At 61.1% G+C, this 24,610-nt stretch carries 22 protein-coding genes; 15 read left to right on the forward strand and 7 right to left on the reverse strand.

Going from position 1 to position 24,610, the window contains the following annotated elements:
- Positions 1-48 precede the first annotated feature (48 nt).
- Positions 49-642 (forward strand): GTP cyclohydrolase I FolE, encoded by a 594-nt coding sequence (gene folE / locus LKX83_RS17385; protein ID WP_227883554.1) that lies wholly within the window; start codon positions 49-51, stop codon positions 640-642.
- A gap of 731 nt (positions 643-1,373) precedes the next feature.
- Here the strand turns inward: folE and LKX83_RS17390 are convergent.
- Positions 1,374-2,120, reverse strand: coding sequence for a GNAT family N-acetyltransferase (locus tag LKX83_RS17390; protein WP_227883555.1), 747 nt, complete (start codon positions 2,118-2,120; stop codon positions 1,374-1,376).
- 257 nt (positions 2,121-2,377) lie between these two features.
- Here LKX83_RS17390 and LKX83_RS17395 point away from each other — a divergent pair, with 257 nt between their 5' ends.
- Positions 2,378-3,454, forward strand: a complete 1,077-nt coding sequence (locus LKX83_RS17395; RefSeq protein ID WP_227883556.1) for a Gfo/Idh/MocA family protein — start codon at positions 2,378-2,380, stop codon at positions 3,452-3,454.
- Positions 3,455-3,523: 69 nt separating this feature from the next.
- On the opposite strand, the gene LKX83_RS17400 is transcribed toward LKX83_RS17395, so the two are convergent.
- Positions 3,524-3,796, reverse strand: coding sequence for a hypothetical protein (locus LKX83_RS17400; protein WP_227883557.1), 273 nt, complete (start codon positions 3,794-3,796; stop codon positions 3,524-3,526).
- A 235-nt stretch (positions 3,797-4,031) separates the two neighbouring features.
- On the opposite strand from LKX83_RS17400, the gene LKX83_RS17405 reads away from it, so the two are divergent.
- Complete coding sequence (locus LKX83_RS17405; protein ID WP_227883558.1) at positions 4,032-5,630, forward strand: sensor domain-containing diguanylate cyclase; 1,599 nt, start codon at positions 4,032-4,034, stop codon at positions 5,628-5,630.
- Between the two features lie 103 nt (positions 5,631-5,733).
- Here the strand turns inward: LKX83_RS17405 and LKX83_RS17410 are convergent, their stop codons facing one another.
- The gene (locus tag LKX83_RS17410) at positions 5,734-6,855 is read right to left on the reverse strand and encodes a superoxide dismutase (protein ID WP_227883559.1); all 1,122 of its coding nucleotides are present in this window, start codon (positions 6,853-6,855) and stop codon (positions 5,734-5,736) included.
- A 140-nt stretch (positions 6,856-6,995) separates the two neighbouring features.
- Positions 6,996-8,036: an alpha/beta hydrolase gene (locus tag LKX83_RS17415; RefSeq protein ID WP_227883560.1), complete on the reverse strand. Its 1,041-nt coding sequence runs from the start codon at positions 8,034-8,036 to the stop codon at positions 6,996-6,998.
- A 215-nt stretch (positions 8,037-8,251) separates the two neighbouring features.
- Here LKX83_RS17415 and LKX83_RS17420 point away from each other — a divergent pair, with 215 nt between their 5' ends.
- Positions 8,252-8,995 (forward strand): IclR family transcriptional regulator, encoded by a 744-nt coding sequence (locus tag LKX83_RS17420; protein ID WP_227883561.1) that lies wholly within the window; start codon positions 8,252-8,254, stop codon positions 8,993-8,995.
- A 748-nt stretch (positions 8,996-9,743) separates the two neighbouring features.
- Here LKX83_RS17420 and LKX83_RS17425 read toward each other — a convergent pair.
- Together LKX83_RS17425 and acnA are read right to left on the reverse strand one after the other, a co-directional pair.
- Complete coding sequence (locus LKX83_RS17425) at positions 9,744-10,895, reverse strand: SepM family pheromone-processing serine protease (protein ID WP_227883562.1); 1,152 nt, start codon at positions 10,893-10,895, stop codon at positions 9,744-9,746.
- Positions 10,896-11,076: 181 nt separating this feature from the next.
- Complete coding sequence (gene acnA, locus LKX83_RS17430) at positions 11,077-13,791, reverse strand: aconitate hydratase AcnA (protein WP_227883580.1); 2,715 nt, start codon at positions 13,789-13,791, stop codon at positions 11,077-11,079.
- Between the two features lie 453 nt (positions 13,792-14,244).
- Between acnA and LKX83_RS17435 the strand changes: the two genes are divergently transcribed.
- Entirely contained in the window at positions 14,245-15,315 is a 1,071-nt protein-coding gene (locus LKX83_RS17435; protein ID WP_227883563.1) for an amidase domain-containing protein, read from the forward strand.
- Positions 15,316-15,367: 52 nt separating this feature from the next.
- A complete protein-coding gene (locus LKX83_RS17440) occupies positions 15,368-16,537 on the forward strand; it encodes a D-alanine--D-alanine ligase (protein WP_227883564.1) in 1,170 nt (389 codons plus the stop codon).
- Positions 16,538-16,617: 80 nt separating this feature from the next.
- Here LKX83_RS17440 and LKX83_RS17445 read toward each other — a convergent pair whose 3' ends face one another.
- Entirely contained in the window at positions 16,618-17,817 is a 1,200-nt protein-coding gene (locus LKX83_RS17445) for an ROK family protein (protein ID WP_227883565.1), read from the reverse strand.
- Between the two features lie 98 nt (positions 17,818-17,915).
- On the opposite strand from LKX83_RS17445, the gene LKX83_RS17450 reads away from it, so the two are divergent.
- From LKX83_RS17450 to LKX83_RS17490, 9 genes are all read left to right on the forward strand, one after another.
- Positions 17,916-18,203 carry a hypothetical protein gene (locus LKX83_RS17450; RefSeq protein WP_227883566.1) on the forward strand — a complete coding sequence of 96 codons (288 nt, stop codon included), beginning with the start codon at positions 17,916-17,918 and terminating at the stop codon, positions 18,201-18,203.
- Between the two features lie 147 nt (positions 18,204-18,350).
- Complete coding sequence (locus tag LKX83_RS17455) at positions 18,351-18,806, forward strand: MarR family winged helix-turn-helix transcriptional regulator (RefSeq protein WP_227883567.1); 456 nt, start codon at positions 18,351-18,353, stop codon at positions 18,804-18,806.
- Between the two features lie 58 nt (positions 18,807-18,864).
- The gene (locus LKX83_RS17460) at positions 18,865-19,626 is read left to right on the forward strand and encodes a pirin family protein (RefSeq protein WP_227883568.1); all 762 of its coding nucleotides are present in this window, start codon (positions 18,865-18,867) and stop codon (positions 19,624-19,626) included.
- Positions 19,627-19,643: 17 nt separating this feature from the next.
- Positions 19,644-20,258 (forward strand): NAD(P)H:quinone oxidoreductase, encoded by a 615-nt coding sequence (gene wrbA, locus LKX83_RS17465; protein ID WP_227883569.1) that lies wholly within the window; start codon positions 19,644-19,646, stop codon positions 20,256-20,258.
- A gap of 149 nt (positions 20,259-20,407) precedes the next feature.
- Entirely contained in the window at positions 20,408-20,725 is a 318-nt protein-coding gene (locus LKX83_RS17470) for a hypothetical protein (RefSeq protein WP_227883570.1), read from the forward strand.
- 26 nt (positions 20,726-20,751) lie between these two features.
- Positions 20,752-20,952, forward strand: coding sequence for a DUF4177 domain-containing protein (locus tag LKX83_RS17475; RefSeq protein ID WP_227883571.1), 201 nt, complete (start codon positions 20,752-20,754; stop codon positions 20,950-20,952).
- Positions 20,953-21,020: 68 nt separating this feature from the next.
- Positions 21,021-22,049 carry a UV DNA damage repair endonuclease UvsE gene (uvsE, locus tag LKX83_RS17480; protein WP_227883572.1) on the forward strand — a complete coding sequence of 343 codons (1,029 nt, stop codon included), beginning with the start codon at positions 21,021-21,023 and terminating at the stop codon, positions 22,047-22,049.
- Positions 22,050-22,231: 182 nt separating this feature from the next.
- Positions 22,232-23,035 (forward strand): sulfite exporter TauE/SafE family protein, encoded by an 804-nt coding sequence (locus LKX83_RS17485; protein ID WP_227883581.1) that lies wholly within the window; start codon positions 22,232-22,234, stop codon positions 23,033-23,035.
- Between the two features lie 140 nt (positions 23,036-23,175).
- Positions 23,176-24,012 (forward strand): inositol monophosphatase family protein, encoded by an 837-nt coding sequence (locus tag LKX83_RS17490; RefSeq protein WP_227883573.1) that lies wholly within the window; start codon positions 23,176-23,178, stop codon positions 24,010-24,012.
- Positions 24,013-24,610: the final 598 nt, after the last annotated feature.

Below are 24,610 nucleotides of genomic sequence, written 5' to 3' on the forward strand. Positions count from 1 at the left end.
TCCGGAACCGGCAGCGCGCGGCTTGCCATCGAAAAGGGGGGAATACCTATGGCGGGGTTGAAGGATTATGTCAATGACAGCGTAGCTGCGAACCGCGAGCAGGTGGAGCATCACATTCGCGAAATTCTGAAGCTGATCGGCGAGGACGTGGAGCGGGAGGGGCTGCTCGATACGCCCGCGCGGGTGACGCGGATGTACGAAGAGATCTTCGGCGGGTACAGCGTCGATCCGCGCGACGCGCTCGGCGTCACGTTCGACGAGCGGCACGAGGAGCTCGTCATCGTGAAGGATATCGTCTACTACAGCCAGTGCGAGCATCATATGGCTCCGTTCTTCGGCAAAGCGCACATCGGTTACATTCCGAGCGGCAAGATCGCGGGCCTCAGCAAGCTGGCGCGCCTCGTGGAAGCCGTCACGCGCAGGCTGCAGGTGCAGGAGCGCATCACCTCGCAGGTCGCGGACATTCTCGAGGAAGTGCTGCAGCCGCACGGAGTCATGGTCGTCGTCGAAGGCGAACATCTGTGCATGTGCGCCCGCGGCGTCAAAAAGCCCGGCAGCAAGACGGTAACCTCGGCCGTGCGCGGCCAGTTCCGGCAAAATCCGGCGCTGCGCTCGGAGTTTCTTTCGCTCATCAAGGAATAGCATCCGCATGTAAATAGGAGGGTGTCTCCAATGTAAGTCTGTTCACGCGACAGACAGCTCTCCTCCATCCCCAAACGTATGAAAACGAAGGAATGGCGGTGTTTGGGGAGATGATCCCTGCACCGCCATTTCTCGCTTTCGATCCGCTGCCTTCAACAAATGATGGCCAAGCAAAAGCCATCCGACCTCCAAGCTTACCTTCGGCATGACGCGAAGCAGAAAACGCCGGAATCCGCTTTCCGTGTTGCCTACCCCGCATCCGACGATATAGATGCAAATGTACATCTAATTTTGCTATATTTCCTATTTAATGGTCATATAGTTGCAATCGTACAACTAAATGATCCGTTTTATGCGTACAGGACGGATTGACGCTAAATTAGATGTACTTTTACAAGTAAACCGCTCCACCCTCCCGAAATGGCCCTAATTAGATGTACGAATGCAGCTAACTTACTGAGCGACCCGAACCGAGTGCAAACAAGGCCAATTGGCATACACCAGTGGCGAACCATCGGCCGGGATCCGACGAATTTGCACCAAGGCCCAACTCAACTGATTCAATCGAAACCAGCCTCGCAGATTGCCACGCGTCAGAGGCAGCCGTCATGAATGGAAGGATCGTCAATGGATGCCCATTCATCCGCATTGAAAACCGCGCTGCTGACTCGGGTCCTATTACAACCTTATGAGACAGCCTCTATTTTTTGTTCGTCTTGTCCCGGGTTGGCTTAGGGCCACCGAACCCGATACCAATAGGGATACAGATCTTCGTAGCCGAGCTTCTCGTACAGCCGCTGAGCGGGGGCGTTGTCCTGCAGGACCTGGAGATAGCTGGCGACGGCGCCGCGAGCGCGCCCCCACTTCAGGATATGAAGCAGCAGCTGCTCGGCGAAGCCCCGGCCGCGCAGGCGCGGGTCGGTGACGATGTCGTACAGCCCGACGTAGCCATCCTCGAGGACGCCGATGCCGCAGGCGGCGGGGGCTCCTTCGTGGTACAAGGCGAAGAACGCCTTGGTCAGGCAGCCCGGTCCCAGCATCCGGGTCGCGGTCGACTGCTGGCGTTCGTTGAGCGGAAGCAGAGAGGAGGCTGCGGCAAGCCATTCCGGCGTGAGCGCGGACGAGATGCGGACCTCGCGCAGCATGGGCTCGGGCAGCGGTGTGGATACGAGGGACCGCGTTTTGACGGCGGACGCGTCTTGTCTGGCGTATCCGTAGTCGTCCAGCGTGCGGTCGAGGTGCTCCGGTGCGGTGAAGGGCGTGATTTTGAAGATCGTGGGCAGTCCCGCCGCATGGTAGAGGTCCTCACAGTAGCCCACCTTCTCGCGAAGATCGCGAATCGCGCCGGCGTGAAGCGGCTGCACGGAGTTGGCACGCTTCGTATAGCCCTCCGCCATCCGAATGACCCAGCCGTCGTACAGGAACTGCTGCAGGGCGGGCCAGGCGTTTAACGTCAATTGTTCGATACGCTCGCGCATGGGCGCTTCCCCCTTCCCGACGGGCTGAAGCGGTTCGCGGCCTGGCGGCTGCGAACGCGCGGTCCGTTTCCTTTCGATAAGAATAAATATACAGTTATTTTAATAAATATACAATACTTTTTGCGACGGCAAATCCTTCTTTTGCTGCCCCATGTCCACGATGAATAAGAAGAGGGCTAATTTGAACATCGTATCGGCGTCGGATGTCGATTATGATGAGGATAAACCGTTTTCACATCGAATGGGGGCAAAAGACCATGGCTTCAACCAATAAAATCCGCATCGGTCTCATCGGCGCGGGCAACATCGGCAACGTGCATCTTCAGGAATTCGGCAAGCTGGCCGGCGAATGCGAAATCGTCGCCATCACGGATGCTTATTTGCCGCTGGCGGAGCAGCGCGCGCAGCAGTACGGCATCGAGACCGTGTCGCCTTCACCGGAAGCGCTGATCGCGCGTCGGGACGTCGATGCTGTCATCGTGGCCGTGCCTAACCAAAGCCACGCGCCGCTGACGATCAGCGCGCTCGAGAACGGCAAGCACGTCCTGGTCGAAAAGCCGATGGGCCTCGACGCGGCCGCGGCCAAGGACATCGTGCGGGCGCAGCGGCGCTATGGCAAGACGGTCATGGTGGCGCATCAGATGCGCTGGGAGTGGCTCCCGCTGCATGTGAAGGCGCAGATCGAGCGGGGCGAGCTGGGCCGCATTTATACCGCCAAGACGGGCTGGTACCGCCGCAAGGGCATCCCGGGCTGGGGTACTTGGTTCACCCGCCACGATCAGGCGGGTGGCGGCCCGCTGATCGACATCGGCGTCCACATGCTCGATCTGGCGTTTTTCCTGATGGGCGAGCCGAAGCCCGTTTCCGTGTACGGCTCGACGTATGCCGAATTCGGCCCGCGCCGCAAGGGGATCGGCACGTGGGGCAAGCCGGACTGGAACGGCGTCTACGATGTGGAGGACCTGGCGACCGCGATCATCAAGATGGAGGACGGTTCGTCGCTGACGCTCGAGGTCAGCTGGGCGGTCCATATGAATACCGACAGCAGCCCGTTCGTGCACCTGATGGGCAGCGAAGGCGGGGCGTTCCTGCGCGGCGGGGATGGCAAATTCCTGACCGAGCGATTCGACCAGACGGTCGACGTGCCGCTGGCGACGCCGGAAGACGACGAAGGCGGGCGGGTCCGTCTCAGCCGCCACTTCCTCGAATGCATCCGCGAAGGCAAGACGCCTTGGACGTCCGCGGAAACGGGGCTGCGCAGCAATCTCATCATCGACGCGATCTACGAGTCGTCCCGTACGGGCGGCGAAGTGAAGCTGGACTGGAGCTTGTAAGCAATCGGGCGTTACAACCAAACCCATCCTTGCCGCGGAGCGCGACGGGATGGGTTTTGCTGTGTCGTTTTACATCGTAAAAAGAACGTGATGAATCGCAATATGATTCGAATACCACAGCGCGACGAAGGTCGATGCGAGATAGATCAGGACGAACAATCGCGACTTCGGTTTTTTCGCCAACCATTTGACGATGAGGATGCTCGTACCTGCAAGCAAAGCAAGAAAGAGAATCAGCCATACGGTTTCCATTGGATGCCCGAAGAATCGGATCAGGATTCGGCTTGCAAAAACGAATAGTTCGAAGAGCAGGATGAATGTTCCGAATAAAAGAGGTCTCAATGGATGCCTCCCAGCCATAAAGGCTCAAAATGATGGACTATGGATAATGTAAGCCCTTTTCCTATAGGAATCCATCCGTTCGGGCACCCGAGCCGCAACTCGGCGGATTTTTGCGTCGATCCGACGCAAAAGTCTGTCGAAGGGCGATCGGGATATGATAGAATAAGAATTTGTGATAACGAAAAAGGGCGAAACTTGGAGATAAAGGCGTCCAGCGAAATCGGGGGATCGGGTCATGGGCAAGCGCAGCGCGGATAAAAAAGGCATCAAGCTATCGGTCATCATCTCTGCCGTCGTGTTCTTGTCGATCGCGATCACCTATGCGCTGAATACGGTCGTCGGCTACGAGACGCAAAAGCGCTCCCTGTCCAACAACACGCTCGAGCTGAACCAGATCACGGCCAACGAGCTGAGCCGGACGACGCAGACGATCGTCTTGTCCATGAAGGAGACGATGAAGACCGCCGCGGACTACTTTTCCGTGCCGCGAAACCGCCTCGAGGACGTGCAGGGTCAATTGGACTTTTTGCGGAATAGCGTACCCTACTTCAACTCGGTCGTGCTGGTGGACAATACCGGCCTGGTCGTTTCCACCTCTCCGGAGACGCTGAGCCTGGTCGGCCAGAAGCTGAAGTCCGATCAGGCCCAGCAGGCGCTCAAGCTGCGCAAGCCGCTCATCTCGGCGCCGTACCAGGCGATCACCAAACGGTTGATCGTCCTGGTCAGCTACCCGATCTTCGGCAAGGACGGCACTTATGTAGGCTTCATCGGCGGGTCGATCTACCTGCAGGAGCCAAATGTATTTCAAAAAGTGTTGGGCGAGCAATCCCGGAACAAAAACGGGTCTTACTATTACGTCGTCGACGCTTCGGGCAATCTGATCTATCATCCGGACTTGACCCGCGTCGGCGAACGGCCGACGAGCAATCCGGTCGTGCAGGAGATCATCGCGGGCAAGGGCGGGCAAATGCAGGTGACGAATACGAAGGGGATCCGCTATTTGGCCGGCTATTCCATCGTTCCCGCCGTCGGTTGGGGGATCGTCTCGCAGACGCCGCTCGCCAACGTGTCCACCAGCGTGAGCGAGATCGCAGCCCGCATGGCCGTCATTTCCATCCCGATCCTCATCCTGATCCTGCTCATTGTCGTGTGGCTGTCCCATCGGCTGGCCCTGCCTCTAAACCGGCTCGCGCACGTGGCATCCGTCTTTAATCGGGGGGAAGCCGTCACGGTTCAGATCCCGCAGGCCAAGCATTGGACCTACGAGGCCAACGAGCTGTACAAGGCGGTGTCCGAGGCGTTCCGCATGATGGGCACGCGGGCGGACGAGCTAACGGATCAAGCCCATACGGACCCGCTGACGGGGCTGGCGAACCGCCGCTTCCTCGACACCGTCGTTGCTCACTGGGTGGAGCAGAAAACGCCTTTCGCGATCGTGATGCTCGATTTGGACCGCTTCAAGTCGATCAACGATACGTTCGGACACCAGCAGGGGGACGAGGTGCTTCGCTTTCTGGCGGAGCGAATCCGCGGCGAGAAGCGAGATATCGACTACGGCTGCCGGTACGGGGGAGAGGAATTCACCCTGCTGCTCCCCTACGCGGACAAGGAGATCGCCTTCCTGATCGCGGAGCGCATCCGTCTCCGCATGGCCGAGGAGGACAGCCCGATCGGGCGTCCGGTCACGCTGTCGCTCGGCATCTCCTCGTATCCGCACGACGCGAACGATGCGGCGTCGCTGTTCAAGCAAGCCGACGACGCGCTCTACGAAGCCAAGGAAACCGGCCGCAACCGCACGGTCGTTTATCGGCCGGATCGCCGCCAGCGCGATTAACCGGCCCCTACGCAAGCAAGGTCTGCAGGAGGAATCCCTGCAGACCTTTTTTGATGCGGCAGGGAGCGCGCACCGGGCCGCTCTCGGGAGGCTCCCGGGACGGTCAGAGCAATGTCCGATGGAGCCCGAGCGCCTCTCCGAACCGATCGGCGACATACGGCCAGTTGACGACGTTCCACCACGCTTTGACGTAGTTCCCGCGGTTGTTCTGATGCTTGAGATAATAGGCATGCTCCCATACGTCGAGGGGCAGCAGCGGGATAACGTCCCACTGCGATCCGTTCTGATGCTTCTCCGCGGTCAAAATTTCGAGGCGCCGGGGCTGCGGACTCCAAACGAGGATCGCCCAGCCGCCGCCTTCGACCTTGCCCGCCGCTTCGGAGAACTGTTTGTGGAAGGCGTCGAAGCTGCCGAAATCTTTGGCGATCTGGTCCGCCAGCAGGCCGGAGGGTTTGCCCTGGCCCTGCGGGGTCATCGCCTCCCAGAAAATCGAATGAAGGTAGTGGCCGGCCCCGTTAAACGAAAGCTCCCGCTCCCAGTGCTTCGCGAGATCGAAATCGCCGGTGCGTCTCGCGTCGGCGAGCTTCAGCTCGGCTTTGTTCAGTCCGTCGACATAGCTCTGATGGTGCTTGTCGTGATGGATGCGCATCGTCTGGGCGTCGATATGGGGCTCGAGCGCATCGTACGCATAAGGCAGCGGCGGCAGGCGATGGCCGCCGATCGGCACCGATTGTCCCGAAGGGGGACGTGTCCCGGCCGAGGCGAAGGTCCCATCCTCGGCCGCGGGGCCGCGTATGAGGCCGTCGGCAGGCCGGGGGCCGCCATAGCCCCCGGTGCTGTCGTCCTCCGCATCTTGGGAGGCGCGAGGGTCTTGCTGCAAATCGGGCAGCGTCACGTCGATGCCAAGCGTCCGTATGGCCGCGCTGTCGGCCTGCAGGAGCTGCAGCTGACGGGACAGCTCCCGCGTCTGGTAGACCGACTCGTTCAGCAGGCCGCGCAGCTCGGCGTCGCGGATCGGAGGCGCCGCGTAGGGCGGCTCCAGCCGCGCTTGTTCCAGCGCCGTTCGGGCGGCCGAAACCGTGCCGTTCAGCACGCTTTCCCATTGTTCCAGCAAACGTGCAAAAGGCGGCTCCAGCTCCGTCAGATGACGACGAAGCCGAGCCGCGTGACGGAGCTCCTGGGTTTTGCTCGAGATCACTTCATCCAGCAGCCGGGCGGGCAGCATCGGGCAACCTCCTCCTTGCGCCGCATGTTCACGGACGCGCATCGCTTCGTACTCAGCGTATGAGCGGGAGAGGTTGGCCTATGCGTCCGTTTGGCGAGAGGGCGCCGGCAGACGAATCGCCGACAGATGCTGCGTGCGGTTCAAACCGAAAGGGTGCCGCGCTTCTCGGCGAGACGGACGGCCTTGGCGGCGTCGACCCCTTGCAGGAAGGCGGTCGCCCGCGCGACGTACTCCTGCGGATGCGTGCGAAAGATCATTTCGTGGATGGCGTGCGGCACGATCCAGAGCTGGGAAGCGGGATTGCGCTGCGACGACGCGATCCGTTCGGAAATATCGTAAGGCGCCTTGGCGTCCGCGGTGCCGTGGATGAGCAGCAGCGGAAAGTCGTAGGACGTCGATTCGACTTCTTTCGCCGGAATTTGATCCAGATAGGTGCCGCTCCACAGCGGCAGGAAAAGCCGGATCAAATCAACCGAGACGATTTGGGGTAATACCTTAAAGGGCTTCAGATTATGCGCGAGCGTGGCGGTGCTGGGGACGAACGTGCTGTCGAGGATCATGCCGTCGATCAGTCCGGTGTGGAGCGCCGCCTGAAGCGCGGTGCCCGCGCCCATCGAGAATCCCCAGACGACGAGCTCGTCGGTGCCGCGCTCGCGGGCGTACTGCAGCGCCCCGATCAGCTGCTGGGACTCCAGGCGTCCGCCGGTCGCGGGCGTCCGGTGAACCGGGTCGGCGTAACCGTAGTCGAACATGAGCACATTGTAGCGCAGGCCGTGGAGCATATCCGCCAGGTCGTACATCGGGACCCAGTATTCCTCGCGGTTCGCCCCGAAGCCATGGCTGAGGACAACTGTGCGAGTGCTGTCGCCGGCCGGAATCCACCAGCCGTGCGTCTCGCGGGCGCCGTCGGCGCTCGGGAACGTGACATCTGCGTAGGCGAGATTCTTGGCGGTCATCGGATTGCTGTTCAGCGCCGCGACGGGGGGATGGGCGAGCAGCCAAGCGATATATCCGTTAAAAGCAAAAATGAGCAAGATAACAGCGCAAGCGACGGAGATGGCGGTGACGGCGAATGCGCGGGCGATCCGTTGGCGAAGCGGCGCGCGAGGAGCTTCGTCGATCGCGGGAAGCGAACCGGTTCCCCAGGACAAAGGAGTAGGTGTCAGTACGGTTGTGCTCATCGGGTTCGCCTCCTGCCTGTAAGCGCTTGTAGTTATCAGATAATTTTAATGTAGGGCTTTGCGACTAGGGCGTCAACGCACATTGTCGATTTGTAAGAGCGGCGTAATCGAACTGTAATACTAGACTTCCTGCATTTACTAGGCTGGGAGGATGCGTTATACTAGGTGTAATTGGGTTTCATACCGTGAAACGGATAGGTCGGGAGGGACTTTGGTTGGAGGAGGAGAAACGAACCGTCCGCGCGGTCGAGCGGGCGCTCGATATTCTGCTTGTTTTCACGGCTGGAGGCGAGTGGGGGCTCTCGGAGATCGCCGCGCGCTGCGGCCTGCACAAGAGCACCGTGCATCGCCTCCTCGCGACGCTGGAGGAGAAGGGCTTCGTCGTGCGCGACGAGGCGACGGAGAAATACAGGCTCGGGCTGCGGATTCTGGAGCTGTCCGCGCACTTCGCGACGTCGGACGACCCGACGGTCGTGCTGATCGGAGAAATGGTGAGGCTGCGAGACCAGCTCGGAGAGACGATCAGCCTCTATGTCCGGGATCGGATGGAGCGGGTGCGCATCCAGGCGGTCCAGAGCGAGCAGGCGATCCGCCGGGTCGCCCCGGTTGGCGTCCGGCTGCCGCTCTCGGTCGGCGCGTCGAGCAAGGTGCTGCTCGCGTTCGCCGAGCCGGGCGTGAGGGAGGCGCTGCTCGAGGACCCGGCCTGGCCGGCGGGGCTGCGCGGGCCTTCGTACACGCGGCAGCTGGACGAGATCGTGCAGGCCGGGTACGCGACCAGCTTCGAAGAGCGCGAGCCGGGCGCGGCGGCCGTATCGGCCCCGATCTTCAACCGCGCGGGCAAGCTCGTGGCCGCGCTGGCCGTCTCGGGGCCGTCGAACCGGCTGACGCCGGACGTCATGCTCGAGCGCGCTCCGGCCATCATCGGCGCCGCCAAGCGCATGGGCGCGCTGCTGGGCTGATCGTCCGCCCCGGATGCGGGGCGGGCGGATGATAGGGTAAAACAAGAAGGGAGCCTGAGGGCTCCCTTCTTGGCGTTTGGTCGGAATTTTGCAGTCGATTGATAAGAGACTTACGCGGCAAAAATCCGTGTTGTAGTCTCTTTAGGGTCCGGAATAGGGGAAACCATCGAGATGAACGTAGAAGCGCGGAAAAAAGGGGGTTCTTTGCCATCGCGATTGTCGCGATCCTGCATACCTCGTTCACCGTTTTGTTCCCATTCCCATTCTCATTCTCAGTCTCGTGCAATGTCTCGTTTAGTTGCATTTGTACATCTATTTTCGCGTTTGAGCTGCTTGAAAACGAAATTAACGGTATCCATACAACTATTTCAGGTGAATTTTCGGAAAAACATCAGTTTTCCAGGATTTAGATGTATTTTTGCAAGTAAACCATGCATTTGACGGGTTTGAGGCGAAATTAGTAGCACTTTTGCAACTAACCATGGGCCCGAGCAAGCTCGAGCAAGCTCCAGCAAACAAAGCCCGAGCAAGCGAAGCCCGAGCAAGCTCGAGCAAGCTCCGACAAACGAAGCCCGAGCAAACGAAGCACGAGCAAACGAAGCACGAGCAAACTTAGTCCGAGCAAACCCGTCCCTAGCAGCGAGAGCCATTCCAGCGCGCACTGACCTGGACCGAACACGCCCTGTGAGCTTTGCGGTCCCGACGTGCGGCGGCGTGCACTCTTCTGCTCTTGGCCTCTGCCCGTCCCTTACTTGGCTGCCGACGCTTCCGCCGTGGTCTTGGCCGCAGCGTCTTTTTTCGGCTCGAGCTTGTTCAAAAAGTCCAACGCGTCCTGCAGCGACGAGACCGGCACTAGCTTCGGCGACAGCTTCAGGTCCTGGACGGTTTTCTTCGCTTCGCTCCAGTTGCCGAAGCCTTGCAGGACCGCGTTGATCGAAGCCTCGGGATCGATCTTTTGGTTGTCGTCCCAATGCTCCGCCGCGCCCTTGGTGTACGGGACGAGGAAGTAGTCCACCTTTTCCCGGTCGGCCGCCATCAGCTTGTACTGGATGCCGCCGATAAGGCCGACGCTCCCGTCGGCTGCAATCGTCCCCGTGCCGGCGATGCGGTAGCCTTTGGTCAGATCTTCGTTCTTGAGCTGGGCGATGATCTCCAGCGTCATCATGAGGCCCGCGGACGGGCCGCCGGTATCGTTGAAATCGAACTTCACCTTGTCGGGGGGCGTCACCTTGAGCACCGTTTGGTTGACGAAGCCGACGCCGGGCTTGCCCGTCGACATCTTGATGAGCGGCACGGTCGCTTCGAACGGCTTGCCGCCGCGGGTGCCGGCCAGCTTGACCTTGTCGCCGACTTTCTTGCCCTGGAGATAGCCGCTCAGCTCCTCGGCCTTGCCGGCTTTTTGGCCATCCACCGAAGTGATGATATCGCCTTCCTGCAGACCGTGCTTGCGCGCTTCGGTCTCCGGGAGAAATTGATACACGATGACGCCCTGCTCCTCGACCTTGATCGGCTTGTTCATGGCCGTATACGCCGCGAGCAGCGCGTTCGCCTCCGAGCTGTCCCGCATCCAGGCGAGCAGATTGCGGTAGGCCGACATATTGACCGCGCCTCCGGTGGCCTTCTCCTCGGTCTGGATGTCCATCCGGGGATTCAGCCAGGCGTAGGCGAGGGAAAACAGGTTCGGCTTCGAATAGGTCGAAACGGTCGTGAACAGCAAGGAGCCCTTCTCCTGCAGTTTGGAGTCCGTTTCCACGCGCGGATGCACGGGTTCGGCCGATCCCGGACCATAGAGCACATAAGGCCAAGACCAATAGTTCGCCGTGACCAGGATGATGGCGATCAGGCCGACGATGATTAGCGTTCGATATCGCCGCAGCCCCCGCTTTGTTTCGCTAGACAACCGGGCTCACCTCCGTTCCCCATTATAGCTTATCTTCCCCGCGTTCCCCAAATTCCTCCTGCATGTCTTTTTCCGGTTCCGTTTGACGGTACATGCAGGCCGCTCCGCCCCGCGGACCGGTGCAAAAAACCGCCGGAATCCCGAGGATTCCGGCGGTTCGCAGGCACTAGCGAAATTCGAATTATTGGTTCGCGATCATCTGGCGGAGAACCGTCTGCAGAATGCCGCTGTTGCGGTAGTAGTCGACGTCGACCATGGAGTCGAGGCGGACGATGGCCGAGAATTCGAACGTCGTGCCGTCTTCGCGGGTAGCGGTGACGGTGACCGTTTGGCCCGGCTGCACGTCGTTGCCGAGGCCGACGATGTCGAACTTCTCGCGGCCGCTGATGCCCAGCGTCTTCCAGCCGGTTCCCGGTTGGAACTGCAGCGGCAGGACGCCCATGCCGACGAGGTTCGCGCGGTGAATCCGTTCGAAGCTCTCGGCGATGACGGCTTTGACGCCCAGCAGGAACGTCCCTTTGGCCGCCCAGTCGCGGGAGCTGCCGGTGCCGTATTCTTTGCCGGCGATGACGATCAGGTTCGTCTTGCTCTTTTGATACTTCATCGAAGCGTCGTAGATGGACATCACTTCGTCGGTCGGCAGGTACGTCGTCACGCCGCCTTCGGTGCCCGGCGCCACTTGGTTGCGGATGCGGATGTTCGCGAACGTACCGCGCATCATGACCTCGTGGTTGCCGCGGCGGGAGCCGTAGGAGTTGAAGTCCTTCTTGTCGACGCCGTGCTCGATCAGGTATTGGCCGGCCGGGCTGTCGACCTTAATGTTGCCCGCGGGCGAAATGTGGTCCGTCGTGACGGAGTCGCCGAGCAGCGCCAGGACGTTCGCGCGCTGGATGTCGGAGATGTCGCCCGGCTTGTCGCCAAGGTCCGTGAAGAACGGCGGGTTGGCGATGTAGGTCGACTTGGCGTCCCATTCGTACAGCTCGCCTTGCGGAACCGGAATTTGGTTCCATTGCTCGTTCTGGGTGAAGACGTGCTCGTATTTCGCGCGGAACATATCCGGCGTGAGCGAAGCGCCGACCGCTTCCTGGATCTCTTCGTTCGTCGGCCAGATGTCCTTCAGGTAGACCGGCTCGTTCTTGTCGTCGTAGCCGATCGGGTCGTTCGCGAGGTCGATGTTCACCGTGCCGGCCAGCGCGTAAGCGATGACGAGCGGCGGGGAAGCCAGGTAGTTCGCTTTGACTTGGGCATGGACGCGGCCTTCGAAGTTCCGGTTGCCGGAGAGGACGGCGGCGACGGTCATGTCGTTGTCGGCGATCGCTTGGCTGACTTCATCCGGCAGCGGACCGGAGTTGCCGATACAGGTCGCGCAGCCGTAGCCGGCGACGTAGAAGCCGATCTTTTCCAGGTAAGGCAGCAGTCCCGCCTTGGTCAGGTAGTCGGTGACGACGAGCGAACCCGGCGTGAGGGAGCTCTTCACGTAAGCCGGCTTCTTCAAGCCGCGCTCGACGGCTTTCTTGGCAACGAGGCCCGCGCCGACCATGACGCTCGGGTTGGACGTGTTCGTGCAGCTCGTGATCGCCGCGATGACGACCGCGCCGGTGGTGAGCTTGCTCACTTGGCCGTTGCGGTGTTTGACTTCGGCCGTTTGCGCGATCTTCTCGTCGGACAGGCCGTAGCCGCCCTTGTCGATCGGCGTGCGGATGATGTTGTTGAACTCTTCCTTCATCGCCGTCAGCTCGACGCGGTCTTGCGGACGCTTCGGACCGGCGAGGCTCGGCACGATCGTGGACAGGTCAAGCTCGATGACGTCCGTGAACACCGGATCCGGCGTGTCGTCCGTACGGAACATGCCTTGCGCTTTGTAGTAGGCTTCGACGAGTTCGATTTGCTTGTCGTCGCGGCCGGTCAGACGCATGTAGTTCAGCGTTTCGCCATCGACCGGGAAGAAGCCGATCGTCGCGCCGTACTCCGGCGCCATGTTGGCGACCGTTGCGCGGTCGGCGAGGCTGATGTTGGACAGGCCCGGGCCGAAGAACTCGACGAACTTGCCGACGACGCCCTTCTTCCGGAGAATCTGCGTAACCGTCAGCGCGAGGTCGGTTGCCGTCGCGCCTTCGGCCAGGCTGCCGCTCAGGCGGAAGCCGATGACTTCGGGCATGACGAAGTACAGCGGCTGGCCGAGCATGCCGGCTTCGGCTTCGATGCCGCCGACGCCCCAGCCTACGACGCCGAGGCCGTTGATCATCGTCGTGTGCGAGTCGGTGCCGACGAGGGAGTCCGGATACACTTCGGTTACGCCGCTTTTCGTCTTCGTCGCGGCAACCGAGGCGAGGTACTCCAGGTTAACCTGGTGAACGATCCCCGTTGCGGGAGGAACGGCACGGAAGTTGTCGAACGCCGTTTGCGCCCAGCGCAGGAAGCGGTAGCGCTCTTCATTGCGTTCGAACTCGATGTCCATGTTTTGCTGCAGCGCGTCCGGCGTGCCGAAGGCATCGACCATGACGGAGTGGTCGATGACGAGATCGACCGGTACGAGCGGGTTGATCCGCTTCGGATCGCCGCCGGCTTGCTTCACGGTTTCGCGCATCGCGGCGAGGTCGACGACAACCGGTACGCCGGTAAAGTCCTGCAGGACGATCCGCGCGGGGATGAACGGGATTTCCTTGTCTTCACGGCCGTTCGCCCAGTTCGCGAGCTGCTTTACATGCTCGAGCGTGATCCCGCGACCGTCGAATTGACGGATGGCGGCTTCGAGCAGCACCTTCATCGAGAACGGGAGTTTGGATACGGGACCCAGGCCTTGCGCTTCCAGACCTTGCAAGTCGTAGTACCGGAACGATTTGCCGGCGGCTTGCAGATCTGCCTGTACGTTGTACGGTAGGGTGGACAAAATGATCGGCCTCCTTCGATAAGTTCGGCCATGAGTCAAAAGGCGAGCAAGAAGACTCATGCGCGTCGATCGGTTTCACTCTGTGAAACACGATTTCAAAATTGAAACCTTCTTAACTTAGTATACCGTTTCGTCCCCGTTCAGTAAAGATGGTTTTCGCCGGAATACCGCCCTTTCGCGCGCGTTTGCGCGTGTTTTCTCCGACCGGCTCGGACGGGGCCGGCGAGCATCGGGCAGACGAAGCGACCTTGCTCTCATGGCCCGCCGAATCGCATACGGCATTAGGATGCCGCAATCCGACCGCCCGTCATCCGTTCGGGCGCCAGACCGCGCAAGGGGAAATCAGGAAGCTCCCTGCGGCTCGCGACAGGAGCAGACCGGGACTCGAGGCATGGTTCGCTCGACAAGCGCATAGGATTAGTCGACGCCATCTGCGCCTAACGCGGGAGGGGATGAACGGTGCCGGACACGGAGCACGGCTGGAAGCAATCGATGATCGATTATGTGAATGCGGTGAACGAGGCTGGCTTGACCGGAGCGACCGAGGCGTTCCGCCGCATCGCGGACGGCGAGCACCGGAGCCGCCTGGCCCGGCGGGCGCTGGCAATCGCCGGTCGGGACGAGAGGGAGCGCCTGCGGCCGATCCGCAGCGAGATGCGGGCGAGGCTCCTGCGGCACACGTCCTCCGCCAAGGAGGCGACGGCCGACGTGCAGATCCACCTCCTGCGCTCGTACGAGCAGCGCAGCCAGCCCTGGCTCGAGGAGCGGCTGGAGCGGGAGCGGGTCCGCTTCATTTATGCGGGCAGCCGCTGGCGGATCGACCGGATCGAGCCGCTGTCCGGGGAGCTCGGCGCGGCGTTCTATACGGACGACGACGCGGTCGAGGCGGAGGCCGTCTACGGCGGGCGGACGATCTCGCCGTCCGTGCCGTTTATCAATCCGCGGGCGCAATACGATCCGCGCATGCGCGTCTACGCGGGGGAGAGCACGGTCGGAGAATGGGGCGGATACGGGAGCCGGGCCGCGCCGTACCGGCGCGAAGCGGCGGCTGCTTACGCGGAGCGGTGGTGGGACAAACCGAATCCCGGCTACGAGGAATTCGAGGTCAACTGCACGAATTACGTGTCCCAGTGTCTCTTTGCAGGCGGGGCGCCGATGAACTATACTGGGAAAAGAGAATTGGGCTGGTGGTATAAAGGGCATTCGAACGGGCGGGAGCACTGGAGCTACAGCTGGGCGGTCGCCAACAGCCTGCAGCGGTTTCTGTCCGTCCCGCGGGGCTACGGTCTTCGCGCGGTCGCGGTCGACTCGCCCGACAAGCTCATGCTGGGCGACGTGATCTGCTACGACTGGGACGGCAACGACCAGTTCCGCCACAATACGGTCGTCACGGCGTTCACGCCCGAGGGCATGCCCCTCGTGAACGCGAACACGGTCCCGAGCCGGCACCGGTATTGGGACTACCGCGACTCGTACGCTTGGACGGAGCAGACCCGTTACCGCTTTTACCACATCGCCGACGAATTTTAACCGACTTCATTTATCAGCTTGTACAAGGTCGTCGGATTAGCGGAGGGCTATCATGGCAAATGGGCAGAAAGTGCGCGTCGGTCTCGTCTATGGAGGCCGCTCCGGCGAGCACGAGGTTTCGCTGCAGACCGCGCTCGCGGTGTTGAAGGCATTCGATTACGACAAATACGAACTCGTTCCTTTCTATATTACGAAGAGCGGCCAATGGCGCTCGGGACCGCTGCTGGCGGCGCCGCCGGCGGCGGTCGCCGAGCTGCAGTTCGCGGGAGCGGAGGCGGCAGGCGGCGAGAGCTCGGCAGACGGTTCGAAGGCGCTGCAGGCGCCGGCACTCCTGCCGGTGCTCCAGGGCATGTCCGAGCAGCTGCTGGCCGAGACGGGCGACGCCGGCGACGATCGGGCGATCGACGTCATGTTCCCGCTCCTCCACGGCACGTTCGGCGAAGACGGGACGATCCAGGGTCTGTTCGAGATGGCGGGCTTGCCCTATGTCGGCGCGGGAGTGCTCGCATCGGCGGTCGGCATGGACAAGGCAACGATGAAAACGTTGTTCGCGCAGGCGGGGCTGCCGCAGGTGGGGTACCGGTACTTCACCCGCCACATGTGGACCAAAGAGCGCGATGCGCTGCTGGACGGCATCGAGGAAGCGCTCGGCTACCCGTGTTTCGTCAAGCCGGCGAATCTCGGCTCCAGCGTGGGCATCTCCAAGGCGCGTTCCCGCGAAGAGCTGACGGCGGCCGTCGAGAAGGCGCTCCGCTACGACCGCAAGATCATCGTCGAGGAGTTCGTGGACGCCCGCGAGATCGAAGTGAGCGTGCTCGGCAACGAAGATCCCGAGGCCTCGGTGCCGGGCGAGATCGTGAGCTCGAACGAATTTTACGATTACAAGGCCAAGTACACCGACGGCAAGAGCATCATGGTCATCCCCGCGGAAATTCCGCCGGAGACGGCAGAGGCGGTCCGCGAGATGGCGGTCCGCGCCTTCCGCGCGATCGACGGCTCCGGCCTGTGCCGCGCCGACTTCTTTCTCCGGAGGTCGGATGGCGCGCTGTTCATCAACGAAGTCAACACGCTGCCCGGGTTCACGCCGTACAGCATGTATCCGCTCATGTGGCAGGAGAGCGGCCTGCCGTACCGCCAACTGCTGGCCCGGCTCATCGAGCTGGCGCTGGAGCGTCACCGGGAAAAGCAGGAGATCGATTACGGCGGCGGGAGCGACGATTAAGTCGGTTTCGAGAAAAAGCGGCAAGCGCGTCCGAAGGGACGGCGCTTGCCGCTTTTGCATGGGGCCGAAGGCTTGGCGCTTCACAGCTTGAGGTCGCGCAGGACGAGAACGGCGGCGCCGGTGGCGACGGCGTCCTCCTTCAGTTCGCCTTTGGAAAAGGACGGTCGATATTCCGAAGCGTAGTAGATACTGTCCTGCGCCACGCGCGTCGCCGTCTCGAAGAACAGTTCGTGGGAGGCGATCAGCGCGCCGCCCAGGATGATCTTCTCGGGGTGAAGGATGTTGATCAGGTTCGCCAGCCCAACCCCCAGATAGGCGGCGGACTGCTCGAACAGCTCGCGCGCGATCGGTTCTTCCCGGCGGAGCGCCTCCAGCAGCGCGTCATAGCTCGCTGCGTCGGCCGCCCCGCCGGCGGCAGCTATCGCACCCAGCCGACCTTCCGCCTGCAGCCGGCGCGCCTGCTTTTCCAGCGCTTGAACCGAGACGAACGCCTCGAGCGCGCCGTAATTGCCGCTTTCCCGCAAGCGGGGGCCGCCCGTCTGGACGATCATTTGGCCGATCGCGCCTTCCGGATCGATCGCCCCGTAGACGATTTGTCCGTTCGTCATCATCGCGGACCGGAGCCCGGCCCCGGCGTGGACGTAGAGCATGTGCCTTACGTCCTCGTCGCGGAGCATCCAGTGCTCGCCGATCAGCGCCGTATTCGCGCCGTTTTCCAGCACGCAGGGAAAGCCGAGCCGCCCCTCCAGCAGGTCGCGGATCGGCAGATTGGCGTAACCGTCGGCCGGGAAGAAGAGGGGGTTCAGCAGCAGCCCTCGCGCCTGGTCAAGCGGACCGACCGCGCCGATACCCATGCCCAAAATGTCGGACGGCGGGATGTCATGGTCGCGCATGCCGTCCCGCACTTCGGCCTCGATGTAGTCGACGAGCCGGTCGGGCGTCATCGAGGCGTCCATCCGCCAGCGTCTCAGCCGCAGCGGCGTCATCTGCATATCGAAGAGGCCGAGCGTCGAATACAGCCGGGAGATCTCCAGTCCCCATACGTAGCCGTAGTCGGCGTTCAGCCGATATAGAATCGGTCTGCGCCCGCCCGTCGAATCGCCGCGCCCGCCTTCCTGGAGCAAGCCTTCCGCCGTCATTTCCTCGAGCAGGCGCGTAAGGCTGCTGCTCGTCAGCGCGAGCCGGTCCATGAGATCGCTCTTGGAGACGATTCCCCGTGTCCGCGCCAGATCGTAGACGAGTTTTTTGGCCGTCGGTATCGCGGTCGATCGCATGCTCATCGGGGCGCCTCCTTTAAAAAACCAATTAAAAGCATCGGATAGGTTCCAAACGACCTTCATTATATACGACACGCCCGTTTGGCGCCAGCAGGAGGGGGATGAACGGCGGCACGCGCGCGTGCTTAGGGAAGTCTTCCAAGAAGAAGGAAAAACAAAACGGCCTTGTCCCGAGGGCTTCAGGACACAGACCGTTTTTTCTTTCTGGATTTCATCATGAAATTCGTAGCGGCAATCAAAATCAGCAAAAGGACGGAGTGCAGAAAAGGCTTCACGTAACCGTCATCGTAGATGAAGTAAGCTACAATATAGTTCAAGATGAACGTAATGAGGTAATCGATGATTGTAGGAATCCCTCTCACCTCGGAACGAAGCTTTCTCGCCAATGAACGCTTCAGCTCGAGTATACCTTTGATCGGCGTTAAATTCCATATTTCCCCGGCGTCATGGAAGGAAAGAAGGCGGTTGACATAGGTTCGGGAAGCGAGTATTATTTATCTTGAAATCAAGATAATTTTTCGGCGGGAGGGCCGCTGATGAAGGACCGCTCATACGCCGCAGAGGACCGGCTGCCGATGAAGGCCTTGATCGCGCTCAGCCGCAGCTACCGTGCGGTCATGACGAAGCTGGGGCAGCAAATCGAGCGTCACGGGCTGAACCCGACCGAATTTGCCGTATTGGAATTTTTGTATCACAAGGGCGATCAACCTACGCAAAAGATCGGGGAGAAAATCCTCATCACGAGCGGGAGCATCACCTACGTCGTCGACAAGCTGGAGCGCAAAGGATACTTGAAGCGCAAGCGCTGCGACCAGGATCGCAGAGTCATCTATGCCTCCATCACGCCCAAAGGCAAGGAATTGATGGACCGGATGTTCCCGGAGCATGCCGAGGAGATTCACCGACTCTTCTCCGTGCTGGACGAGAGCGAGAAGCTGCAGATGGTCGAGATGCTGAAGAAGCTGGGGATGCATGCGGAGAAGCAGGAATGACGGCTTCGCACGCCATATATCTTGAAGTCAAGATTTTAATAGCGGAGGAGCGATGAAAATGAAGATCGAGGTCTATGGCCTCGAGCAACAAGGGGTTGGATCTTTCGACGGGGGCAAGATCACCGAACAAAAGCCGATCGGATTCCCGCGCGAAGGCGGCGCCGTCACGCGCGTCGGACCGCTTTTCTACTGGGCATGGTTTCGCGCGGAGGCGCCGGCGGCGATCGGACTTCATCCGCATCAGGGCTTCGAGATCGTCACCTACGTCCTGTCGGGCGAGGTGTTTCATGGCGATACGCTGGGAACGCGAAGCACGGTCTCGGCCGGCGGGGCCCAAGCCATGCAAACGGGATCGGGCGTTCAGCACGAGGAAGCGATGCGGGGCGAAGGCACCGAAGGGTTCCAGATTTGGTTCGAGCCGCATTTGAGCCAATCGATCAAGCAAGCTCCCTCGTACGCGCAGTTCGAACACGAAGCGTTTCCCGTCAGCCGGGAGAACGGCGTAGCGATCAAGACCGTCATCGGGGAAGAGGCGCCTCTGCGATTCGCAGCCGACGCTAAGATGTACGACGTTCGGCTGGCTCCTGGCGCCAGTTATACGAGAACCTTGCCGGCGGGCTACGCGCTGGCGGCATTGGCCGTTAAAGGAGGTGGTCGCTGGGTCCATCGCGGGCAAGATTATGCTTTCGAAGAAAGGGACTTCACGATTCTGCAGACGGATACGCAAGACGAGGCTGCATTACGGGCAGGCAACGATGAATTGCGCATGGTGATTGTGGAGATACCAATTCAAGTGAATTACCCCTTGTATCGGAAATAAAAGGAGGAAATCGAATAATGGCAAATGTAAATTTGGCTGTCATCTACTACAGCGCGACCGGGACCAACTACCAACTGGCGCAGTGGGCGGCGGAGGGCGCCAAGGCAGCAGGCGCGGAAGTCAAAGTGTTGAAAGTGCAGGAGCTCGCGCCGCAAGCCGCGATCGACAGCAATCCGGGCTGGAAGGCGCACGCGGAGGCGACTAAGGACGTGCCCGTCGTCACGCTGGCCGATCTCGAATGGGCCGATGCCTTCATCTTCAGCGTGCCGACCCGCTTCGGCAACATGCCCGGCCAGGTCAAGCAGTTCCTCGACACGACCGGCGGTCTCTGGTTCCAGGGCAAACTGGCGAACAAGGTCGTCAGCGCGATGTCGAGCGCGAGCAACCCGCACGGCGGTCACGAGTCGACGATTCTGGCGCTGAACAACGTCTTCTATCACTGGGGCGCCATTCTCGTGCCTCCGGGCTACACCGATCCGGTCACGTTCGGCGCAGGCGGCAATCCGTACGGCACCAGCGTCACCCAAAAGCAGGACGGCGGCATGCTCGAAGACGTGCAAGCGGCGGTCAAGCATCAGGCGAAGCGCACCGTCACGGTCGCCGGCTGGGTCAAGCAAGGCCTCGGCCAATAACGCAATCGCGGATTTCCGCTCCGATTCCGAAGCGCTCTCCGGCACGCCGCCGGGGGCGCTTCTTTTATTGGCGCACGCGAGCGCCTTAGCTTTCTTTCCGCCCGCCCCCCAGTTTATAATAGCTACAAACGAAGAGCGGAGGGATCGCGATGGGATTTCAGACGGAGTTCAATTCGGTATGCAAGTTCAAATCGGAGCAGGAGCTCTACGAGCTGCTCGAGTACGGCCGGGGCAAGATGATGAAGAAGCAGTTCCGCGTCTTCCCGACGGGGCAGAAGGTCATCGCGTACGCGCCGGACAACCAGGCGGTCGCCATCGTGCGCATCCTCGCTTCGATCGCGGAGATCAACTTTCAGGGCGAAGAGGTCACCCAGGTGGAGATGGAGCTCGTGCGCAAGCTGACCGACGAGGAATCCCGGGTGCAGACCGCGCTCGCGGATGAGATGTTTTTCGGAGAGCAGGCCTAATTCGAGAGGACGAGGTGGACATACCCATGGAGCGCTGGCAATATCAAACGTTGAAATACAAGACGGGCGGCTGGATGGGCGGAAAGGTGAACGAGCAGGAGTTTCAGGACGAACTGAACCGTTACGGCGCGGAGGGCTGGGAGCTCGTGTCGTGCTTCGATACGAGCATTTCCCAAGGGGCGTCCCGCGACATCATCGTCGTGTTCAAGCGGCGGATGGACGGCTGACGATCTCCGGTTCGGGACACACTCTAGAAGAAAGTAGATGACGTGTCCCCGGCGGAGAGGAGCAGATCATGATCGTTCGTTTCGGATTCGTCGCCATGTCGGTCCTGCTGGAGAACGCATCGCCTTCCCGCACGATGACCTACACGAACTTCGTCAAGCTGGCGGATCGGGAGGCCGGCCTTAGGCGTCTCGAGCGGATCGCGGAGGAGAATTTGCACAACACGCTGCGTCTGCTGAAGCACTGCAAATATTCGGACATCCAGGTTTACCGGATCACCTCCAAGCTCATTCCCCTCGCCACGCACGCGGAGATGCAGGATTGGGACCCGTACGCGCCGCTGGCCGCGTCGTTCGCCGAAGTCGGAGCGTTCGTGCGGGACAACGGGATGCGCGTGTCGTTTCACCCGGACCACTTTACCGTCTTCAGCACGCCGCGCGAGGAGGTGCTCCGCAGCTCGCACCGCGATCTGAACCATCACGTGAGGATGTTTGAGATGATGGGGCTGGACGAAAGGGCGACATGCAATATTCACGTCGGCGGAACGTACGGGAACAAGGGCGAGGCGGGGCGCCGCTTCGTGCGCCAGTTCGGCGCACTGGAGCCGCGGATTCGCCGCCGGATGACGCTCGAGAACGACGACAAGACGTTCACCGCGGCGGAGACGCTCGCGCTAGCCGAGGAGACGGGCGTGCCGATGGTGCTCGACATTCACCACCATGCGGTGAACAATCCGGACGGCGAGCGGGCCGAGGCGCTTTGGGACCGCATCCGGGACACCTGGGGCCGATTCGGCTGGAACGGGCTGAAGCCCGACCGGCCGCCGGAGGAGCTGCTGCCGCCCAAGATCCATGTTTCGACGCCGAAGAGCGCGACCGATCCCCGCGGCCATGCCGACTACGTAGATCCTGGATCGGTGCTCGAGTTTCTTCGTCCTATCGCCGCCTCCACGCCCGCGATCGACGTCATGATCGAGGCCAAGCGCAAGGACGAAGCGCTGCTGAAGCTGATGGAGGATATGAAGGCCGCGGAAGCCGCCGGCCTGCCGGTTCGGGTGCTGGACGGCGCCCGCGTGGAAGTGTCGGGGAGCGTTGTGTAAGCGGAATCAAGCTTGATTTTGCGGCGCAAATGCGTTAGGGTGAACGAAGAGCGTCGCCCGGCATCGTTCGGCCGTCACGAACCGAAACGAACAGCGAGGCCGCCCTGCTCATCGGACGATGGGCCGGCGGTCTCTTTGCATGAAACCGAAAAAGGAGCGGAACGCGGTTGGGTTGGATTGTCATGGTTTTGATCGGAGTGGTCTCCGCCATTTTCGGCAGCATCGTCGGCCTCGGCGGGGGCATTGTCATCGTGCCGTCGCTCGTGCTGATCGGTCCGTCTCTCCTGGGAGAGACGATCTCGTCGCAGACGGCGGTCGGCACCTCGCTCTCCGTGCTGATCTTCACGGCGCTTACGGCGACCTGGACGTATCGCAAGCAGGGCAAGGTCGATTTTCGCAGCGGCTGGCTGTTCTTCGCGACGAGCGGTCCCGCCGCGATGGTCGGCGCGCTGGTCACGAACGCCATCCCCCAGGGGCCGTTTCAGCTGGCGTTCGGGATCTTCATGCTCGCGATGTTCGGACTGATGGTGGCACGCGAGCGGATGAAGCCGCTGATGATCGCCTGGCCGATCCAGCGCACCTTCACCGACGGATCGGGAACGACTTATACATATGGCTACAATATCGCCCTCGCGCTCGTCATCGGCTGCGGCGTCGGACTCGCCTCGGGGCTGTTCGGCATCGGCGGCGGCTCCTTGTTCGTCCCGCTCATGGTGCTGCTGTTCCGTTTTCCCCCGCACGTGGCGACGGCCAGCTCGATGTTCGTCATCTTTTTGTCGTCGATTCTCGGCAGCGCCGTCCATCTCTGGCACGGCAACATCGACTGGCTGCTGTTCTGCGCGCTGGCGCCGGGGGCGATCGTCGGGGGCCGGATCGGGGCGATCATCGCATCGCGGATGTCGGGCAAGCAGCTCATGTGGCTGCTGAGGGCGACGCTGCTTCTCGTGGCCATCTATCTGATCGTCAAGGGCATTCGCGAATTGTGAGGAGATTGGCGGGAAAGGGGCTGCATTCGCCGGAACCCCCCCGCGCGTTCGAACGTATATCTTAAGAGAGTAAGACAGGCCGTGACGAGCGGGATGAAGCTCGCAGGCGCCACCTATATTACCGATATGAGGGATGAATGATGAGCGATAACCAGCCGGTCATCGGCGGGAAAAGCTTTACGGCCGTCGCGGTCAACTGCGCGTCCAAGGCCGGGGAATGGATCAAGAGCAAAATCGGCAACTTCGCCTCTCCCGATATGAAATATTCGATGCACGATCTCGTCACCGAGGTGGACAAAGGATCGGAGCGGATGATCCGCAACCTGATCGGCACTCATTTTCCGCATCATACCTTCCTCGGGGAAGAGGGCGTGGAGCCGGGGCCGGAGGCTTCGGTCAAAGCGCTGGAGAGGGTCAGCGACTCCGAATATTTGTGGATCGTCGATCCGATCGACGGGACGACGAACTACGTGCACGGCTTCCCGTTCTACTCCGTTTCGATCGCGCTCGCGTACAAGGGAGAAGTGATCGTAGGCGTCGTGTACGACCCGTCGCGGGATGAATTGTTTGTCGCCGAGAAGGGTAAAGGAGCTTATGTGCACGGCAAGCGGATGCAGGTGTCTGGGGAGAAGGCGCTCGGCCAGAGCTTGCTGGCGACGGGCTTTCCGGCGGACCACCGAACGGCGCTGCCGGCCAATCTGCGTCAGACGCTGGCGCTGTCGCCGCAAGTACGCAACATCCGCAGCTCCGGCTCGGCCGCGCTCCACATGGCCTATGTCGCGGCGGGACGGCTCAGCGGTTTTTGGGAGATCGGCCTGAACGCGTGGGACCTGGCGGCGGGCTCGCTGCTCGTGCAGGAAGCGGGCGGCCGGGTGACCGACCAGCAGGGGCAGCCGTACAGCCTGGCCGTACGGGACGTGACCGCCACCAACGGGAACATCCACGACGAGCTGCTCGGCGCGTTGGCGAAGGCGTAGCCTTCCTCGCGGGGCGATTTTGAAAGCGCTTGGTGAGGCGCGGGAACGGTATGGGAATTCCGGCAAGGAGCCGAGTGCAGGGAGAATAGCGTTGGAGGTACCTTTGGAGGTCGGAGTTATTGGGGAAAACCGAATAACTCGCGTCGGAGGTGTCGTTGGGGGCGGAGTTATTTGGGAAAACCGAATAACTCGCGTTGGAGGTACCGTAGGTGGCCGGAGTTAATCGGAAAATCCGATTAACTCGCGTTGGAGGTACCGTTGGCGGTCGGAGTTAATCGGAAAAACCGAATAACTCGCGTTGGAGGTACCGTTGGCGGTAGGAGTTAATCGGAAAATCCGATTAACTCACGCCGAAAGTACCGCTGGTGGTCGCAGTTAATCGGTAAATCCGATTAACTCGCCTCGAAAGTAACGTTGGGGGTCGTAGTTAATCGGAAAAACCGATTAACTCACGCCGAAAGTACCGCTGGTGGTCGTAGTTAATCGGAAAATCCGATTAACTCTCGTCGAAAGTACCGCTGTGGTCGTAGTTAATCGGAAAATCCGATTAACTCGACTCGAAAGTAACGTTGGTGGTCGTAGTTAATCGGAAAAACCG

The organism is Cohnella baijiui (assembly GCF_020731285.1).
In the GTDB taxonomy this organism is placed as follows: domain Bacteria; phylum Bacillota; class Bacilli; order Paenibacillales; family Paenibacillaceae; genus Cohnella.

Bases quoted from the DNA above. Each gene is read 5' to 3' on its own strand.
- LKX83_RS17450 (WP_227883566.1), top strand. From the start codon at position 17,916: ATGAACGGCGGCACGCGCGCGTGCTTAGGGAAGTCTTCCAAGAAGAAG.
- LKX83_RS17395 (WP_227883556.1), top strand. From the start codon at position 2,378: ATGGCTTCAACCAATAAAATCCGCATCGGTCTCATCGGCGCGGGCAAC.
- wrbA (WP_227883569.1), top strand. From the start codon at position 19,644: ATGGCAAATGTAAATTTGGCTGTCATCTACTACAGCGCGACCGGGACC.
- LKX83_RS17390 (WP_227883555.1), bottom strand. From the start codon at position 2,120: ATGCGCGAGCGTATCGAACAATTGACGTTAAACGCCTGGCCCGCCCTG.
- LKX83_RS17410 (WP_227883559.1), bottom strand. From the start codon at position 6,855: ATGCTGCCCGCCCGGCTGCTGGATGAAGTGATCTCGAGCAAAACCCAG.
- LKX83_RS17485 (WP_227883581.1), top strand. From the start codon at position 22,232: ATGGTTTTGATCGGAGTGGTCTCCGCCATTTTCGGCAGCATCGTCGGC.
- LKX83_RS17475 (WP_227883571.1), top strand. From the start codon at position 20,752: ATGGAGCGCTGGCAATATCAAACGTTGAAATACAAGACGGGCGGCTGG.
- uvsE (WP_227883572.1), top strand. From the start codon at position 21,021: ATGATCGTTCGTTTCGGATTCGTCGCCATGTCGGTCCTGCTGGAGAAC.
- LKX83_RS17445 (WP_227883565.1), bottom strand. From the start codon at position 17,817: ATGAGCATGCGATCGACCGCGATACCGACGGCCAAAAAACTCGTCTAC.
- LKX83_RS17490 (WP_227883573.1), top strand. From the start codon at position 23,176: ATGAGCGATAACCAGCCGGTCATCGGCGGGAAAAGCTTTACGGCCGTC.
- LKX83_RS17460 (WP_227883568.1), top strand. From the start codon at position 18,865: ATGAAGATCGAGGTCTATGGCCTCGAGCAACAAGGGGTTGGATCTTTC.
- LKX83_RS17440 (WP_227883564.1), top strand. From the start codon at position 15,368: ATGGCAAATGGGCAGAAAGTGCGCGTCGGTCTCGTCTATGGAGGCCGC.
- LKX83_RS17415 (WP_227883560.1), bottom strand. From the start codon at position 8,036: ATGAGCACAACCGTACTGACACCTACTCCTTTGTCCTGGGGAACCGGT.
- LKX83_RS17455 (WP_227883567.1), top strand. From the start codon at position 18,351: ATGAAGGACCGCTCATACGCCGCAGAGGACCGGCTGCCGATGAAGGCC.
- LKX83_RS17405 (WP_227883558.1), top strand. From the start codon at position 4,032: ATGGGCAAGCGCAGCGCGGATAAAAAAGGCATCAAGCTATCGGTCATC.
- folE (WP_227883554.1), top strand. From the start codon at position 49: ATGGCGGGGTTGAAGGATTATGTCAATGACAGCGTAGCTGCGAACCGC.
- LKX83_RS17470 (WP_227883570.1), top strand. From the start codon at position 20,408: ATGGGATTTCAGACGGAGTTCAATTCGGTATGCAAGTTCAAATCGGAG.